At 52.9% G+C, this 17,976-nt stretch carries 14 protein-coding genes; 6 read left to right on the plus strand and 8 right to left on the minus strand.

Features of this window, described 5'->3' with window-relative positions:
* Positions 1 to 11 precede the first annotated feature (11 nt).
* From GUC46_RS20080 to GUC46_RS20100, 5 genes are all read right to left on the minus strand, one after another.
* On the minus strand, positions 12 to 1,355 hold the full coding sequence (locus tag GUC46_RS20080) for an MFS transporter (protein ID WP_003845694.1): 1,344 nt from the start codon (positions 1,353 to 1,355) through the stop codon (positions 12 to 14).
* Positions 1,356 to 1,502: 147 nt separating this feature from the next.
* On the minus strand, positions 1,503 to 1,790 hold the full coding sequence (fixX, locus tag GUC46_RS20085) for a ferredoxin-like protein FixX (RefSeq protein ID WP_000203736.1): 288 nt from the start codon (positions 1,788 to 1,790) through the stop codon (positions 1,503 to 1,505).
* A complete protein-coding gene (locus tag GUC46_RS20090; protein ID WP_160180650.1) occupies positions 1,787 to 3,073 on the minus strand; it encodes an FAD-dependent oxidoreductase in 1,287 nt (428 codons plus the stop codon). The genes fixX and GUC46_RS20090 overlap by 4 nt, the downstream gene beginning before the upstream one ends.
* 48 nt (positions 3,074 to 3,121) lie before the next feature.
* The gene (locus GUC46_RS20095) at positions 3,122 to 4,063 is read right to left on the minus strand and encodes an electron transfer flavoprotein subunit alpha/FixB family protein (protein ID WP_044712960.1); all 942 of its coding nucleotides are present in this window, start codon (positions 4,061 to 4,063) and stop codon (positions 3,122 to 3,124) included.
* A gap of 15 nt (positions 4,064 to 4,078) precedes the next feature.
* Complete coding sequence (locus GUC46_RS20100) at positions 4,079 to 4,849, minus strand: electron transfer flavoprotein FixA (protein WP_130715184.1); 771 nt, start codon at positions 4,847 to 4,849, stop codon at positions 4,079 to 4,081.
* 480 nt (positions 4,850 to 5,329) lie between these two features.
* Here GUC46_RS20100 and caiT point away from each other — a divergent pair, with 480 nt between their 5' ends.
* From caiT to caiE, 6 genes are all read left to right on the plus strand, one after another.
* Entirely contained in the window at positions 5,330 to 6,847 is a 1,518-nt protein-coding gene (gene caiT / locus GUC46_RS20105) for an L-carnitine/gamma-butyrobetaine antiporter (RefSeq protein WP_003018896.1), read from the plus strand.
* 34 nt (positions 6,848 to 6,881) lie between these two features.
* Entirely contained in the window at positions 6,882 to 8,024 is a 1,143-nt protein-coding gene (caiA, locus tag GUC46_RS20110) for a crotonobetainyl-CoA dehydrogenase (protein ID WP_003018898.1), read from the plus strand.
* A 105-nt stretch (positions 8,025 to 8,129) separates the two neighbouring features.
* Positions 8,130 to 9,347, plus strand: a complete 1,218-nt coding sequence (gene caiB / locus GUC46_RS20115; RefSeq protein WP_003837364.1) for an L-carnitine CoA-transferase — start codon at positions 8,130 to 8,132, stop codon at positions 9,345 to 9,347.
* A 61-nt stretch (positions 9,348 to 9,408) separates the two neighbouring features.
* Entirely contained in the window at positions 9,409 to 10,962 is a 1,554-nt protein-coding gene (caiC, locus tag GUC46_RS20120) for a crotonobetaine/carnitine-CoA ligase (protein WP_003845685.1), read from the plus strand.
* Positions 10,963 to 11,016: 54 nt separating this feature from the next.
* Positions 11,017 to 11,802 (plus strand): crotonobetainyl-CoA hydratase, encoded by a 786-nt coding sequence (gene caiD, locus GUC46_RS20125; protein WP_003845683.1) that lies wholly within the window; start codon positions 11,017 to 11,019, stop codon positions 11,800 to 11,802.
* Between the two features lie 6 nt (positions 11,803 to 11,808).
* Positions 11,809 to 12,405 (plus strand): carnitine operon protein CaiE, encoded by a 597-nt coding sequence (gene caiE, locus GUC46_RS20130; protein WP_003845681.1) that lies wholly within the window; start codon positions 11,809 to 11,811, stop codon positions 12,403 to 12,405.
* 75 nt (positions 12,406 to 12,480) lie between these two features.
* On the opposite strand, the gene caiF is transcribed toward caiE, so the two are convergent.
* From caiF to carA, 3 genes are all read right to left on the minus strand, one after another.
* On the minus strand, positions 12,481 to 12,876 hold the full coding sequence (gene caiF / locus GUC46_RS20135) for a carnitine metabolism transcriptional regulator CaiF (RefSeq protein WP_003018912.1): 396 nt from the start codon (positions 12,874 to 12,876) through the stop codon (positions 12,481 to 12,483).
* A gap of 273 nt (positions 12,877 to 13,149) precedes the next feature.
* Positions 13,150 to 16,377: a carbamoyl-phosphate synthase large subunit gene (gene carB, locus GUC46_RS20140; protein WP_003845679.1), complete on the minus strand. Its 3,228-nt coding sequence runs from the start codon at positions 16,375 to 16,377 to the stop codon at positions 13,150 to 13,152.
* A gap of 17 nt (positions 16,378 to 16,394) precedes the next feature.
* Positions 16,395 to 17,543: a glutamine-hydrolyzing carbamoyl-phosphate synthase small subunit gene (carA, locus tag GUC46_RS20145; protein ID WP_003018918.1), complete on the minus strand. Its 1,149-nt coding sequence runs from the start codon at positions 17,541 to 17,543 to the stop codon at positions 16,395 to 16,397.
* Between the last annotated feature and the right edge of the window lie 433 nt (positions 17,544 to 17,976).

A 17,976-nucleotide genomic window follows, 5' to 3' on the forward strand; every position in this document is an offset into this window, starting at 1 on the left:
ACAGAACACTCCTAATAGCCCGCCCTGGTCACGGGCTTACTGCGAATCGTCATTTGACTGGTTTGCGCCAGCGTCAGACCTCGCGTTTCCGGGGCGAAAGCGATGGACACAAGCAGGCCAATCAGCGAAATTCCTGCGCCCATCAGCATGACATTGCTGATACCGTATTTGGTGATGAATACCGGCAGCGCCCAGGTTGAAACAATAGTACCGATGCGGCTTAAGGACATAATCACCCCGACGGCAGACGCGCGAATGTCGGTAGGGAACAGCTCGTTTGGGTATAGCCACTGCAGGTTTCCCGGTCCCCCCGAGAAAAACGCGTACACGGCAAACGCCAGCACTACCAGCCACGCCCCCATATCAGGAATTAACCCCAGCACGGCCAGCGCCAGCGTCATCATAATAAAACTGCCAATCAACAGCGGTCGGCGACCCGCGCTATTGAGCCAGAACATGGGCGGAATGCATCCCAGCATAAAGCACAGGCTTATCACCACATTGCCCAACGCTGCGCTTTTCCCGGCACCAAGCCCCAACAGTCCAACAATCTGCGGACCAAAGGTATAAATGGCGAACATCGGGATCACCTGACAGGTCCAGATAGCGGCAACAAACAGGACAAACGGGAAGTGTCGGCGATTAAACAACTGAAGGAAACGCGTCTCCTGCGGCGCCTCTTCGTCGAACACCACCGGTTCGCCGAACAGTTTGATCATCATCGCTTCACACTCTTTCACCCGACCTTTACGCAGCAGCCAGCGCGGCGATTCAGGAAGATCGAAGCGCCCAATCAGGATCAAAATACAGGGGATCACCGCGCTGCCCAGCATCCAGCGCCATCCTCCCTCAACATCATAAAGCCAGTAACCGACCAGATCGGCACAGGTGGCGCCGACATACCACATCGCGGCGATAAAACCGATGGAGAAAGCGCGCTGGCGGGTATTGGAGAACTCGGTAATCATCGAGGTAGCAATCGGATAATCGGCACCAATCACAATGCCGATCAGCACGCGCATCACCAACAGCTCAACGGGCGAGGAAACAAACATGGTTGCTGCCGATATCACGCCAATGGCGATAATATCAATGATGAACATTTTGCGCCGCCCGACCTTATCGGAAATGTAGCCAAACAGCGACGTCCCCACAAACAGACCGGCGAGCGTGCCGGCGCCCAGCAGACCAATCCACTGTGCGTCCAGTTTCAATGCTGGCGTGAGCTGTTCCAGCGCCACGCCAATCATCACCAGCACATAACCATCCAGAAATGGCCCACCGCTTCCCCACAGCATTATCCGGCGGTGAATAGAGGTAAATTTGATGTCATCAAAGTTCCTGGGCTGCTGCATAGCGACTTCCTGTTTCAACACGGGCAAAGCGTCATCTATAGGCCGGATAAGGCGTTTACGCCCCCATCCGGCACTGGCGTCACATGATTGCCGGATGGCGACGCTAGCGCGTCTTATCCGGCCCACGGGTGCACAACCTCGTACTTATTAACCGTAGCGAAACTCCACGCCAAATGTCCCTCGCGGGTATTCCCACTTTTCCAGCGCTGTATCGAGCCCGAGAATGCGGCACGTTCCGCACTCCAGGCACCCGGCGTAATCAAACCGTACGCTGCCGTCGTCCTGTTTTTTATACAGCCCCGCTGGACAGGCCTTAATCAGCACTTCCAGCGCCTGTTTATCAGGATCGGTTTTGAGAATGATATGTGGGCTGTCTTCATCGACATTGAACTTATTGACGCCCAGTTTGACGTCCACATTGACGGGAGATGTCATAATACGGTCACTCCTTTCAGGCCATCTTTCATCAGGTTGATGAAGCCCACTTTCTTCGCATGGCGCAGGATTTTTTTACGCATTGGCACTGGGGCGGAACCATCTACGGTGAACAGGTCGCGTGCGATACTGACCGCCATTTCGGGATAGGCGGTAAACATGCGCGGGTTATCAAGAAAAGCAGGAAGCTTCTGGTACATACGCATATCGCGCATCGGGCCATCGTCCAGATGCTGACGGTATTCACCCAGCGACTGCTTGCTAAAGTCGTCGCGCTTCATCGCTGAAAGCACCGTTTTCGCCGCCGCTTCGCCTGCGGAAATGGCGAGATCCATACCGCGAATGGTAAAGCCGAGGTTCATACACATTCCGGCAGCGTCACCGGCAATCAGCACACCGTCCCCCACCAGTTCAGGTTGCATATTCATACCTGCTTCAGGTACCACGTGCGCGGCATATTCCACCAGCTTGCCACCGGCGATCAGTGGGGCAACCGCCGGATGCTGTTTGAAATCTTCCAGCATTTGCGGGACCGATTTTTTCGCGTCTTTCAGGTGATGAAGGCCGCAGACCAGCCCCAGAGAAAGGGTCGTTTCATTCGTATAGAGAAAGCCACCGCCCATCAATCCATCAGTTGGCGAACCGGCAAACAGGCAGGCTGCACCTTCGTTCCCCTGTAACTGGAAACGATCTTCAATTACCGATTTTGGCAGTTCGATCAGCTCTTTTACGCCGACGGCAACATGCGATACCTCGACGCGCTTTGCCATACCCAGCTTTTCAGCCAGCAGAGAATTCACCCCGTCGGCGAGGATCACCACTTTGGCTTCCAGAATATCGCCGTCGGCTTCCACGCCCACGACTTTACCCTCGCGCTGCACAACGTTATCCACACGAATACCGGTGATAAGCTGGGCGCCCGCCTCCTCGGCCTGCTCCATCAGCCAGGCGTCAAATTTGCTACGTAAGACGGAATAAGAAACCTGCGACGATGCGGCCTCTTCACCATTGCAATAGTCGATGGTCATCGCCCCTTTGTCGGTCATAAAGGCGAGCTTTTCGTGGGTGATTATGCGTTCAATGGGGGCCTGCTCAGCAAAACCGGGAATGATGCGCTCCAGGCTATGCGCATACATGCGCCCACCGGTGACATTCTTCGCGCCAGCAGAATTGCCGCGCTCGATAACCAGCACCTGTGCACCTTCCCGAGCCAGCACCAGCGCCGCAACCGAACCAGCCAGACCTGCACCCACGATGATGGCATCAAAGATATCTTCGGACATACGTACTCCTGTCAGCGGCAGGATACCTTCGCATCCTGCCCGAATGGTTTAACGCGCTAAGGCAGCCGTCAGCGCAGGCAGGATCTTCAGCGCATCGCCAACAATGCCATAATCTGCATACTGGAAAATCGGCGCATTTTTGTCTTTGTTGATGGCGAAAATCGTCTGTGCGCCGTTGGCGCCGACCATATGTTGGATCTGCCCTGAGATCCCCACGGCCAGATACAGTTCAGGCTTAAGCATCAGGTTGGAGATGCCGACGTAGCGTTCATGCTCCATCCACTTCTCGTTTTCCGCCACCGGACGGGAACAGGCCAACTCAGCGCCAATCGTCTGGCACAGCGCTTCTGCCAGCGAGATATTTTCTTTGCTACCAATACCGCGTCCCACGCTGACCACCAGACGGGCTTTGTCGAGATCGACGCTGTTGCTCTGACGCGCCTGAGTTGCCGTACGGGTCACGACAATGGCCGGAGCCTGCCACTGGACGGTGTGCACCTCACCGCTGCGAGCGGTATCCGGTTGCTGCACGTCAAACGTTCCGCTACTGAGAGTGATCACGGCAAACGGTGAAGCGATTGTTTCTGCTCCCATCGCCAGGCCGCCGTAGACCATATGTTTGACCGCCGCTTTTCCATCCTGCACCGCGACTGCGCTGGCGTCATTTGAGACTGCAGCCGACAAGCGAAAGCCCAGCTTTGCCGCTAACAGCTTGCCCCGACGTGTATTCGGCAGCAGCACCGCGCCGCCCTCGCTGTGCTGACGAATGATTTCGGCCATCGCATCGGCGTAGTCTTCAACCATACGGTCTTCTGGTTTGCCGCTGAGCAGCCAGACATGATCCGCGCCTAAATGACATGCCGTTGCACTGTCCGCATCGCTGAGCACAAACGTGTTAACTTTTTCGCCTAAAGCCTGCGCACCTTTCATCAGTTCCGGCAGACGAGAAGGGGTATCGCTGAATACCCAGATACTGGAAAATTTGTTCATAACATCCCCTGATAATTAAATGATTTTGCGAATATTCTCGACAAACACGGCAATCTGTTCTTCACCGTCACCTTCAATGACAACGCGCTGACGCTCGCGCTGTTTCGGCGCAGCAACCTGCTGTGCGGAATACGCCTGTACGCTGTTCAGCCCGATATCCGCAGGCGACCAAACCTGAACCGGTTTTTTCGCCGCGCCAAGAATGGCTTTCATGGAAGGGATTTGAGGGGTGTTGATGTCAGTAGAGACCGCGATAACCGCCGGAAGCGGGATACTCAGGGTTTCAACTTCATCTTCCAGTTCACGCTCTACCGTCAGAGTGCTGTCGGTAAGAGAGAGGATTTTGCTCACGCCGTTTATCGCCGGCACGTCCAGCATTTCGCCCACCAGCAGACCAACCTGCTGAGCATAAAGATCGGAAGAACCGTCGCCGCAAATAAGCAGATCAAAACCGGATTTTTGCACGGCGGCAGCCAGAGCAGTGGCTGTTTGTTGCGGCAGCGCCTGTTCAAATTGCTCGTCAATGACAACAATCAGTTCATCAGGGCCACGGGAAAGCACATCTTTGCGCCCTTTTGCATTGGTCAGCGCTTTGCCTCCGACGCTCATGGCCACAACCTGAGCCTCTCCCACCTGCTGTTTTAACTGGCAAGCCGCTTCGATCGCATTCAGATCATATTGGCTGATTTTGCCATCTGCTTTGCTGAAATCGAGTGTTCCATCAGCATTATTAATCGCAATATCCTGCTCATCAGGTACGCATTTGTAGCAAGTAATTATCTTCATTGCATCTCCAGAAATCATGAAGGAAACGTATTTATATCGGCGGTGTTAAATACAGATATCACGCTCTTTAATTCGGAAATAAAACCTTAATCACCAATATTGAAAATGTCACACATTGAAATTCGTAACTTTCAATAGTGTTACATGCCTCACCAATATTGAAAGAATCACGTCAAATATGAAAATTTTCAATATTGTCTGCTGGTTCAACAATATTGAACGCCAGTCACTTAAAAAAGTTAAATAACCAATATCAAGATTATGATTAATAAGGAAATTATCTAGATTTCCAGACAAAATAACCAGCATAAAAAAGTGTGACGCACATAACAGAATAGCCGGGAATGAATACCCATTATGAGTTACTCACTGAGGCGCCCCAGAGGTTAAAAAGTCATCAACAAATCATTAATAATAAATAAACAAACGATCACATACGGGCACGCTAAATAAATTTCGTTTTCACACTGGAATTCAATTATGAAAAATGAAAAGAGAAAGTCGGGAATTGAACCGAAGGTTTTTTTTCCGCCATTAATAATTGTTGGGATACTTTGTTGGCTAACAGTAAGAGATCTTGATGCCGCTAACGTCGTTATTAATGCGGTATTCAGTTATGTCACCAACGTCTGGGGTTGGGCATTCGAATGGTATATGGTCGTCATGCTCTTCGGCTGGTTCTGGTTAGTCTTTGGCCCGTATGCCAAAAAGAAATTAGGCGACGAAAAACCCGAGTTTAGTACCGCCAGCTGGATTTTTATGATGTTCGCCTCCTGTACATCCGCCGCGGTGCTGTTCTGGGGTTCCATCGAGATCTACTACTATATCTCTACCCCGCCGTTCGCTTTGGAGCCCAATTCCACGGGTGCGAAAGAGATCGGTCTGGCGTACAGCCTGTTCCACTGGGGGCCGTTGCCGTGGGCAACCTACAGCTTCCTTTCCGTGGCCTTCGCCTATTTCTTCTTTGTGCGCAAGATGGACGTCATCCGTCCCAGCTCCACGCTGGTACCGTTAGTGGGCGAAAAGCATGCGAAAGGGCTGTTCGGCACCATCGTTGATAACTTCTACCTGGTGGCGCTGATCTTCGCGATGGGTACCAGCCTCGGTCTGGCGACGCCGCTGGTAACCGAGTGTATGCAATGGCTGTTCGGTATTCCGCATACGCTGCAATTAGATGCCATCATCATTACCTGCTGGATCATTCTGAACGCCATTTGCGTAGCCTGTGGCCTGCAAAAAGGAGTCAGAATCGCCAGCGACGTGCGTAGCTACCTGAGCTTCCTGATGCTGGGCTGGGTGTTTATCGTCAGCGGCGCCAGCTTCATCATGAACTACTTCACCGACTCGGTCGGCATGCTGCTGATGTATCTGCCGCGCATGCTGTTCTATACCGATGCCATCGGCAAAGGCGGATTCCCGCAGGGCTGGACTGTTTTCTACTGGGCGTGGTGGGTCATTTACGCCATCCAGATGAGTATCTTCCTGGCGCGTATTTCTCGTGGCCGTACCGTACGTGAACTGTGCTTTGGGATGGTGCTGGGCCTGACCGCTTCCACCTGGATCCTGTGGACAGTCCTTGGCAGCAACACGCTGCTGCTGATGGATAAAAACATTCTCAACATCCCGCAGCTGATTGAACAACACGGTGTGGCGCGCGCCATTATCGAAACCTGGGCCGCCTTGCCATTCAGCACCGCCACCATGTGGGGCTTCTTCATCCTTTGCTTTATTGCCACCGTCACGCTGATTAACGCCTGCTCTTACACCCTGGCGATGTCCACCTGTCGCGAAGTCCGTGATGGTGAAGAACCGCCGTTGTTGGTGCGTATCGGTTGGTCCGTTCTGGTCGGCGTCATCGGCATCGTTCTGCTGGCGCTGGGCGGGCTGAAGCCCATCCAGACGGCGATTATCGCCGGAGGATGCCCGTTGTTCTTCGTCAACATCATGGTGACGCTGTCCTTTATTAAAGACGCCAAAGTGCACTGGAAAGACAAGTAATTCTTATTAACCCAATTGATCAAGAGGCTGAAAGATGGATTTCAACTTAAATGACGAGCAGGAACTGTTTGTCGCCGGTATTCGTGAACTGATGGCCAGTGAGAACTGGGAAGCTTATTTTGCCGAGTGCGATCGCGACAGCGTCTACCCTGAGCGTTTTGTAAAAGCACTGGCGGATATGGGCATCGATAGCCTGTTGATCCCGGAAGAACACGGCGGGCTGGAAGCCGGTTTTGTCACCGTTGCCGCCGTCTGGATGGAACTCGGACGTCTTGGCGCACCGACTTACGTGTTGTACCAATTACCTGGCGGTTTTAACACTTTTCTGCGTGAAGGTACCCAAGAGCAAATTGATAAAATCATGGCGTTCCAGGGGACCGGTAAGCAGATGTGGAACTCGGCGATCACAGAACCGGGAGCGGGATCGGATGTTGGCAGTCTGAAAACCACTTATACACGCAAAAATGGTAAGGTTTATCTTAATGGCAGTAAGTGCTTTATCACCAGTAGCGCCTATACCCCGTACATCGTAGTGATGGCGAGAGATGGTGCATCGCCGGATAAACCTGTTTATACCGAGTGGTTTGTTGACATGAGCAAGGCGGGTATCAAGGTCAACAAACTGGAGAAACTCGGTCTGCGCATGGATAGCTGCTGTGAAATCACCTTTGATGACGTTGAACTGGACGAGAAAGACATGTTCGGTCGGGAAGGTAATGGCTTCAACCGCGTGAAAGAAGAGTTTGACCATGAACGCTTCCTCGTCGCACTGACCAACTACGGTACGGCAATGTGCGCTTTTGAAGACGCAGCGCGTTATGCCAACCAACGCGTACAGTTTGGCGAAACGATCGGCCGTTTCCAGCTGATTCAGGAGAAGTTCGCGCACATGGCGATCAAACTGAACTCCATGAAAAACATGCTGCTGGAAGCCGCATGGAAAGCGGATAACGGCACTATTACCTCGGGCGACGCGGCCATGTGCAAATACTTCTGTGCCAACGCGGCATTTGAGGTGGTAGACACCGCCATGCAGGTGCTGGGTGGCGTGGGTATCGCGGGTAACCATCGCATCACGCGCTTCTGGCGTGACCTGCGCGTTGACCGTGTTTCTGGTGGTTCTGACGAAATGCAGATCCTGACGTTGGGTCGTGCGGTATTGAAGCAATACCGTTGATTCGTTCGTTTCGTAGGCCGGATAAGGTGTTTACGCCACCATCCGGCAATATGCCCGGTGGCGCTGCGCTTACCGGGCCTACAAAAAAATGCCAGGAGAAAAATGATGAATCATTTACCAATGCCATCCTTCGGCCCGCTTTCCGGGGTACGCGTTGTCTTTTCAGGGATCGAAATTGCCGGTCCGTTCGCCGGACAGATGTTCGCCGAATGGGGTGCTGAGGTTATCTGGATTGAAAACGTCGCATGGGCCGATACCATCCGCGTGCAACCTAACTATCCGCAGCTATCACGCCGTAATCTGCATGCCCTGTCGCTGAATATTTTCAAAGATGAAGGCCGGGAAGCGTTTCTGAAGCTGATGGAAACCACCGATATTTTCATTGAAGCCAGTAAAGGCCCGGCCTTTGCCCGCCGCGGTATTACCGATGAAGTGCTGTGGGAACATAACCCGAAACTGGTTATCGCCCACCTTTCCGGCTTCGGCCAGTTTGGTACCGAGGAGTACACCAATCTTCCGGCGTATAACACCATCGCACAGGCGTTCAGTGGCTATCTGATCCAAAACGGTGACGTGGATCAGCCAATGCCAGCCTTTCCGTACACCGCCGATTACTTCTCCGGGATGACCGCAACGACAGCGGCGCTGGCGGCTCTGCACAAAGTCCGCGAAACGGGTAAAGGTGAAAGCATCGATATCGCCATGTACGAGGTGATGCTGCGCATGGGTCAGTATTTCATGATGGATTACTTCAACGGCGGCGAAATTTGCCCACGCATGACCAAAGGCAAAGACCCGTATTACGCTGGCTGCGGCCTGTATAAATGCGCCGATGGCTATATCGTCATGGAGCTGGTCGGCATCACGCAAATCAACGAGTGCTTCAAAGATATTGGCCTCGCCCACATTCTTGGCACACCGGAAGTACCGGAAGGCACCCAGCTTATCCATCGCGTGGAATGCCCTTACGGCCCGCTCGTGGAAGAGAAACTGGACGCGTGGCTGGCAACACACACCATCGCCGAAGTCCAGGCGCGTTTTGCTGAGCTGAATATCGCCTGCGCGAAGGTGCTGACCATTCCGGAACTGGAAGGCAACCCGCAGTACGTTGCTCGTGAATCCATTACTCAGTGGCAAACAATGGATGGCCGCACCTGCAAAGGGCCAAACATCATGCCGAAATTTAAAAACAACCCGGGGAAAATCTGGCGTGGCATGCCGTCACATGGCATGGATACTGCCGCCATTCTGAAAAACATTGGTTATAGCGAAGCAGACATAAATGAGCTGGTCGGCAAAGGCCTGGCCAGAGTTGAGGAATAAACGCGACGCGCTGACCGCTCATTGGTTAGCGCTCACGCCTGATTTCAGTGGATAAAGCAATATGGACATCGTTGGCGGACAAAACTTACGTCAGATGTGGGACGACCTGGCCGGGGTGTACGGAGATAAAACGGCGTTAATTTTCGAATCCTGCGAAGGAGTCGTTCGGCAGTTTAGCTATGCCTCGCTCAATGAAGAGATTAACCGCACGGCAAACCTGTTCCATTCCTTAGGGATCCGCAAGGGCGATAAGGTCGCATTGCATCTGGATAACTGTCCGGAATTCATTTTTTGCTGGTTTGGGCTGGCAAAAATTGGCGCCATTATGGTACCGATTAATGCCCGCTTACTGGGCGAAGAAAGTGCCTGGATCCTGCAAAACAGCCAGGTAAGTCTGCTGGTCACCAGCGCCCAGTTTTATCCTATGTACCGCCAGATACGGCTGGAAAATACCACACCGCTTAATCATATCTGTCTGATTGGCGAACAGCTTCCGGTTGACGACGGCGTGAGCCACTTTACCCAACTGCAATCCCGCCAGTCGACTACGCTGTGTTATACGCCCGCGTTATCCACTGACGATACGGCGGAAATTCTGTTTACCTCAGGCACCACTTCACGGCCTAAAGGGGTGGTGATTACCCACTACAACCTGCGTTTTGCAGGCTACTACACTTCCTGGCAAATCGCTCTGCGCGATGATGACGTCTACATGACGGTGATGCCCGCTTTTCATATCGACTGTCAGTGTACCGCCGCAATGCCCGCATTCTCCGCTGGCAGCACCTTTGTGCTGCTAGAGAAGTACAGTGCCAGGGCGTTCTGGAATCAGGTGCATAGATATAAGGCGACGGTTACCGAATGCATTCCGATGATGATCAGAACGCTGATGGTACAACCTGCCGCGCCAACCGACAGACAGCATCACCTGCGCGAGGTAATGTTCTATCTCAATTTATCCGCACAGGAAAAAGACGCCTTTACCGAACGCTTTGGCGTCAGGCTGCTGACCTCCTACGGTATGACTGAAACCATCGTCGGTATTATCGGCGACCGTCCCGGTGACAAACGACGCTGGCCCTCCATTGGCCGCGTGGGATTTAGCTATGAAGCCGAAATCCGTGACGATCACAACCGTCCCCTGCCCGCCGGAGAAATTGGCGAAATCTGTATTAAAGGCGTGCCGGGCAAAACAATCTTCAAAGAGTACTATGCCCAGCCGGAGGCTACCGCCAAAGCGCTGGAACCTGAAGGCTGGTTACATACCGGAGATTCGGGCTATCAGGATGCGGATGGCTATTTTTATTTCGTCGACAGACGCTGCAACATGATTAAACGCGGCGGAGAAAATGTCTCCTGCGTCGAGCTGGAAAATATTATTTCTGCGCATCCGAAAATTCAGGACATTGTGGTTGTCGGTATTAAAGATTCAATCCGTGATGAAGCCATTAAAGCGTTTATCGTCCTTAATGAAGGTGAAACATTAAGCGAAGCCGAGTTCTTCAGCTTCTGCGAAAACAATATGGCGAAATTCAAGGTTCCCTCGTTTATGGAGATAAGAACCGACCTGCCGCGCAATTGTTCAGGAAAAATAATCAAAAAAAATCTGAAATAACCCTCCCGGTAGGAATTCCTCCTGCCGGGAAATCTATTTATCTGGAGATGAACTATGAGTGAATCATTACATCTGACCCGTAACGGCCCGATTCTGGAAATTACCCTCGACCGGCCTAAAGCCAATGCCATTGATGCCAAAACCAGCTTTGCCATGGGTGAAGCGTTTCTTAATTTTCGTGATGACCCGGAATTACGCGTAGCGATAATCACCGGCGGCGGTGAGAAATTCTTTTCTGCGGGCTGGGACTTAAAAGCAGCGGCTGAAGGTGAAGCGCCGGATGCCGATTTTGGCCCAGGCGGCTTTGCCGGTTTAACCGAAATTTTCGACCTTAATAAACCGGTCATCGCTGCTGTAAACGGCTATGCGTTTGGCGGTGGTTTTGAATTAGCGCTGGCGGCGGATTTTATCGTCTGCGCGGAAAATGCCAGCTTCGCGCTACCGGAAGCCAAGCTCGGGATCGTACCTGACAGCGGAGGCGTTCTGCGTCTGCCGAAGCTACTGCCACCGGCTATCGTCAACGAAATGATGATGACCGGCAGACGAATGAGTGCCGAAGAAGCGCTGCGTTGGGGTATCGTCAACCGCGTTGTCAGCCAGAGCGAACTGATGGATAGTGCGCGCGAACTGGCGCAGCAGCTAGTGAATAGCGCCCCGCTGGCGATCGCCGCGCTGAAAGAGATTTACCGTTCGACCAGCGAAATGCCGGTAGAAGAAGGCTACCGCTACATCCGCAGCGGCGTGCTGAAGCACTATCCGTCAGTGCTGCACTCCGAAGATGCGCTCGAAGGACCGCAGGCGTTTGCGGAAAAACGCGATCCGGTGTGGAAAGGACGCTGATAACAGATGAGCTATTACGCCTTTGAAGGCCTGATTCCGGTAGTGCATCCAGAGGCGTATGTTCATCCCAGCGCTGTGTTGATTGGTGATGTGATCGTGGGGGCTGGCGTCTACGTCGGCCCGCATGCCTCACTGCGCGGTGACTATGGTCGCCTGATTCTGGAGGCAGGTTCTAACTTGCAGGATGGCTGCATCATGCACGGTTATTGCGACACTGACACCATCGTGCATGAGAATGGGCATATCGGCCATGGCGCAATCCTGCACGGTTGCGTGGTGGGCAGGGACGCGCTGATCGGCATGAACAGCGTCATTATGGACGGCGCAGTGATTGGTGAAGAGAGCATTGTCGCCGCCATGAGCTTTGTCAAAGCCGGATTTCAGGGGGAGGCAAGGCAGATGCTGGTGGGCTCACCTGCTCGCGTATTGCGTGAAGTCACGGACCAGGAGCTGCACTGGAAACGGTTAAACACCAAAGAGTATCAGGATCTTGCGGTCCGCTGCCGGACAGGTTTACGCGAAACGCAGCCATTAACGCAAGTCGAAGAACACCGGCCGCGCCTGAAAGGCACGACGGACGTAAAACCCAAATCAGCACAGTAATTGATGCCGGATTCGCTCACGCTTATCCGGCCTACGCGTCAACCACCGTTTATACCGCCATCAGGCAACTGACAATTAGCGACGCATACTCTTGGAGAGCATCATCTGCCATTTCTGCTCACGGTTGAGCTCTGTTGGGGGAACGGCAGACAGCCGCGGCGTTTTCGCCACACTCACCTTTTTTTCCTGCAAATTGTGGCTCAATCGGTTGTAGAGGTGAGAATCAATACTGATGACTTTTACCAGACGCTGGCACTGGCAGCCCCGGCCTGCAATCTGATTAGGGATCATCTTAACTTCACAAACAATTTCTCCCACTTCCGACAGAATATAAGAGAGCGTATTAATTGCTTTGCAGTGTTCAATATCAAAATGGCGGGAAATTTCCTTTGCGGTGATCCAACGATCTTCAGCCATCATCCAGTCAGCAATTAACAAATAAAGCGGTCTTTCAACATATTTTTCACACATAAGCACACCATTTCACAAATTAAAAATCTGGCTACGGCCTGTCCAAATTAATAAAAACTAAGCCATATTAAAATTGTGGATATAAAAGATAGTATGCGACTTGAATGTTGATTAGTGTGAGCAATATCGTGCTTATTACATTGAAAATGTGGTTATGAAACTGCATTTGGCCAGGAATGACCTTACGAGAGATAAAAAAAGGGTTTCTTTACAGAAACCCTTTCAAGATTATATTGCAGGTCCGGTTAACGCAATTATCACCGGACTCTTTGTTTATGACTTTTTGATCTGCGCGTGCATTTCCTGCACCGAGGTCACCTTCTCAGTGGCATCGGCATTCAGCGCCATCGCCGTCGCGAAACCGCCGTTCAGGGTAGTGTCATAATGCACTTTGTACTGCAGGGCGCTACGGCGAATCAGCTTAGAGTCTTCAATCGCCTGACGACCTTCGGTGGTGTTTATGATGTAAGTGTACTCGCCATTCTTGATACGGTCCTGAATGTGCGGACGCCCTTCATGCACCTTATTCACCAGACGTGGATTGATACCCGCTTCGCCCAGCACAATCGCCGTGCCGTGCGTTGCATCCAGCTCAAAACCAAACTTCAGCAGTTTCGCCGCCAGGTCAACCACGCGCTCTTTATCGCCTTCGCGAACAGAGAGCAGCGCACGCCCCTGTTTTTTCATGGTGGAGCTGCTGCCCAGCTGTGCCTTGGCGAACGCTTCCGCGAAGGTACGACCCACGCCCATCACTTCCCCGGTAGAGCGCATTTCTGGCCCTAACAGCGGGTCAACGCCCGGGAATTTGTTGAACGGCAGCACCACTTCTTTTACTGAGTAGTACGGCGGGATAACTTCTTTGGTTACGCCCTGCTGTGCCAGTGTTTTCCCGGCCATCACGCGCGCCGCAACTTTCGCCAGCGGTACGCCAGTTGCCTTGGAGACGAACGGAACGGTACGCGCCGCACGCGGGTTCACTTCAATCAGGTAAACTTCGTTATTCTTCACCGCAAACTGAACGTTCATCAGACCGCGAACCTGCAGTTCGAAGGCCAGTTTCTGCACCTGCTGACGCATCACATCCTGAATATCCTGGCTCAGGGTGTACGCTGGCAGAGAACATGCGGAGTCACCGGAGTGTACGCCCGCTTGTTCGATGTGCTCCATGATGCCGCCAATCAGCACCATTTCGCCGTCGCAGATAGCGTCCACGTCCACTTCAACCGCATCGTCAAGGAAACGGTCCAGCAGTACCGGCGCATCGTTAGAAACGCTGACCGCAGTCTGGAAGTAGCGACGCAGGTCGGCTTCGTCGTAGACAATTTCCATCGCGCGGCCGCCGAGAACATACGACGGACGCACCACCAGCGGGTAGCCAATCTCTTTCGCCTTCTCAACAGCCTGTTCGATAGCCGTTACGGTAGCGTTCGCCGGTTGCTTCAGCTTCAGACGGTCAACCGCCTGCTGGAAACGCTCACGGTCTTCCGCGCGGTCGATGGCATCCGGGCTGGTGCCGATTACCGGTACACCTGCCGCTTCCAGCGCACGCGCCAGCTTCAGCGGGGTCTGGCCGCCGTACTGTACGATGACGCCTTTCGGCTTCTCAATGCGCACGATTTCCAGTACGTCTTCCAGCGTGACCGGCTCGAAGTACAGGCGGTCGGAAGTGTCGTAATCAGTAGAGACGGTTTCCGGGTTACAGTTGACCATGATGGTCTCGTAACCGTCTTCGCGCAGCGCCAGAGAGGCGTGTACGCAGCAGTAGTCGAACTCAATGCCCTGACCGATACGGTTTGGACCACCACCCAGCACCATGATTTTATCGCGGTCGACGGACGGATTCGCTTCACACTCATCTTCATAAGTGGAGTACATATAAGCGGTGTCGGTCGCGAATTCTGCCGCACAGGTATCCACGCGCTTGTAGACCGGGTGAAGGTTATATTGGTCACGCAGTTTGCGGATTTCCGCTTCGCGAACGCCGGCCAGTTTTGCCAGACGCGCATCAGCGAAGCCTTTGCGCTTCAGTACGCGCAGGAAGTCAGCGTCGAGGCCGTTGATGCCAAGGTCAATGACTTTTTCTTCCAGGCGCACCAGCTCTTCAATCTGCACCAGGAACCAGCGGTCGATGTTGGTCAGGTTGAACACACCATCGACGGACAGGCCAGCACGGAAGGCATCGGCGATGTACCAGATACGCTCAGCGCCAGCGTCTTTCAGTTCGCGACGGATTTTGGTCAGCGCTTCCGGGTCGTCCAGGCTGACTTTCGGGTCGAAGCCGGTCGCGCCCACTTCCAGACCGCGCAGCGCTTTCTGCAGCGATTCCTGCTGGGTGCGGCCAATCGCCATCACTTCACCAACAGATTTCATCTGCGTGGTCAGACGGTCATTAGCACCAACGAATTTCTCGAAGTTGAAGCGTGGAATTTTCGTCACAACGTAGTCGATGGACGGCTCAAACGAGGCCGGAGTACGGCCGCCGGTGATGTCGTTCATCAGTTCGTCGAGGGTGTAACCTACGGCCAGCTTGGCGGCGACTTTCGCAATCGGGAAGCCGGTAGCTTTGGACGCCAGCGCCGAGGAGCGGGATACGCGCGGGTTCATCTCGATGACAATCAGGCGACCGTTTTTCGGGTTTACCGCAAACTGGACGTTAGAACCGCCGGTTTCCACGCCGATTTCACGCAGTACCGCCATCGAGGCGTTACGCATGATTTGATATTCTTTGTCGGTCAGCGTCTGGGCAGGTGCTACGGTGATGGAGTCACCGGTATGGATGCCCATCGCGTCGAAGTTTTCGATGGAGCAGACGATGATGCAGTTGTCGTTTTTATCACGCACCACTTCCATCTCGTACTCTTTCCAGCCAATCAGCGATTCATCAATCAGCAGCTCGTTGGTTGGGGAAAGGTCCAGACCGCGTTCGCAAATCTCTTCGAACTCTTCACGGTTATAAGCGATACCGCCGCCGGTGCCGCCCATGGTGAAGCTAGGGCGGATAATGCACGGGAAGCCCACGTCAGCAGCAACCGCCAGTGCTTCTTCCATGGTATGGGCGATACCAGAGCGCGCGGTGTCGAGACCAATTTTCTTCATCGCGATATCAAAGCGACGACGGTCTTCTGCTTTATCAATCGCATCAGCCGTGGCACCAATCATGGTCACGCCGAACTCAGCCAGCACGCCCTGACGCTCCAGTTCCAGCGCACAGTTCAGCGCCGTCTGACCGCCCATGGTTGGCAGCACCGCATCCGGGCGCTCTTTCTCAATGATTTTGCGTACCACTTCCCAGTGAATCGGCTCGATGTAGGTGGCATCGGCCATTTCCGGGTCGGTCATGATGGTTGCCGGGTTGGAGTTCACCAGAATAACGCGGTAACCCTCTTCACGCAGGGCTTTACACGCCTGTGCGCCGGAATAGTCAAACTCACACGCCTGACCGATAACAATCGGACCCGCGCCCAGAATCAGGATACTTTTTATGTCTGTACGTTTTGGCATGGCTCTTTTACTCCTGATTATTTCGCGGACTGACGGTATTGCTCAATTAACTCGATAAAGTGGTCGAACAGCGGTGCAGCGTCGTGCGGCCCCGGACTCGCTTCAGGGTGCCCCTGGAAGCTGAATGCCGGTTTGTCGGTACGATGAATCCCCTGCAAAGTGCCGTCGAACAGTGACTTGTGGGTCACGCGCAGGTTGGCAGGCATGGAGGCTTCATCTACAGCAAAACCGTGGTTCTGCGCGGTGATCATCACGGTGTTGTTATCAATATCTTTTACCGGATGGTTGCCGCCGTGGTGGCCAAACTTCATCTTAATGGTCTTCGCACCGCTCGCCAGCGCCAACAGCTGATGGCCGAGGCAGATGCCAAATACCGGAATATCGGTTTCGAGGAATTTCTGAATCGCGGTAATCGCGTAGTCGCACGGCGCCGGGTCGCCAGGGCCGTTGGACAGGAAGATACCGTCCGGATTCATCTTCAGAACGTCTTCTGCTGAGGTTTTCGCCGGTACAACCGTCAGGCGGCAGCCGCGGTCCGCTAACATACGCAGAATGTTACGTTTAGCGCCGAAATCGTAAGCCACAACGTGGAACGGCAGTTCATCGGCAGATTTTGCTTCCGGCAGGTCACCCGCCAGCGTCCAGCTACCCTGCGTCCAGCTATAAGGCTCCGCGGTGGTCACTTCTTTCGCCAGATCCATACCGTTCAGGCCAGGGAAAGCTTTTGCCTTTTCCAGTGCCAGCGCCGCATCCGGGTTATCGCCCGCGATGATGCAGCCGTTCTGTGCGCCCTTTTCACGCAGCAAACGCGTCAGCTTACGAGTATCGATATCAGCAATCGCCACAATGTTATGGCGCTTCAGGTAAGAAGAGAGGTCTTCGGTATCGCGGAAGTTGCTGGCAATCAGCGGCAGGTCGCGGATGACCAGGCCTTGCGCATGTACCTGTGAAGATTCTGCATCGGCTTCATTGGTGCCGACATTACCGATATGAGGATAAGTAAGAGTGACGATTTGGCGGGAATAGGAAGGATCAGTGAGGATTTCTTGATAACCGGTCATTGAAGTATTGAAAACGACTTCCCCAACCGCCGAACCTGTTGCCCCTATGGCCCGACCGTGAAACTGGGTTCCGTCTTCCAGAACCAATAGCGCTGACTTAATCAAAACACCCTCCAGAGAATATTCACTCACTTTATTTGCATATTAATTCATTAACACCTCATGAATCAATGCAAATTTGCTTACCTATGGATTTCTGGCAAACGGCGGCATTCTAGAGATAGCCCACGTAAAAGTCTACCCAAAAGGGTAATTTTTATTATTATTTTGCGCCACTGGGATAAATCACACGATTTAACAGGCAAAAAGATCAGCTAACTTGTGGTGGAAAACGCTTGCGGTAGGCAAAGAGTGTAAAAAAAGAATGCGGGAGAGAAAAAAGTGGACCATTTGGTCAAAATTTACATTGAGGTAACATAAAAACCCAACAAAACATATACAAAAACTCATTTAAAAGAAAAAATATATTCAAAAGATAAAAATTAAAGGGCAATAAAATATTGCCCCATGCAATCAAATAATTATGATTACAATAACC

The organism is Citrobacter sp. LUTT5 (assembly GCF_009905315.1).
GTDB classification, from domain to species: Bacteria; Pseudomonadota; Gammaproteobacteria; order Enterobacterales; family Enterobacteriaceae; genus Citrobacter; species Citrobacter freundii.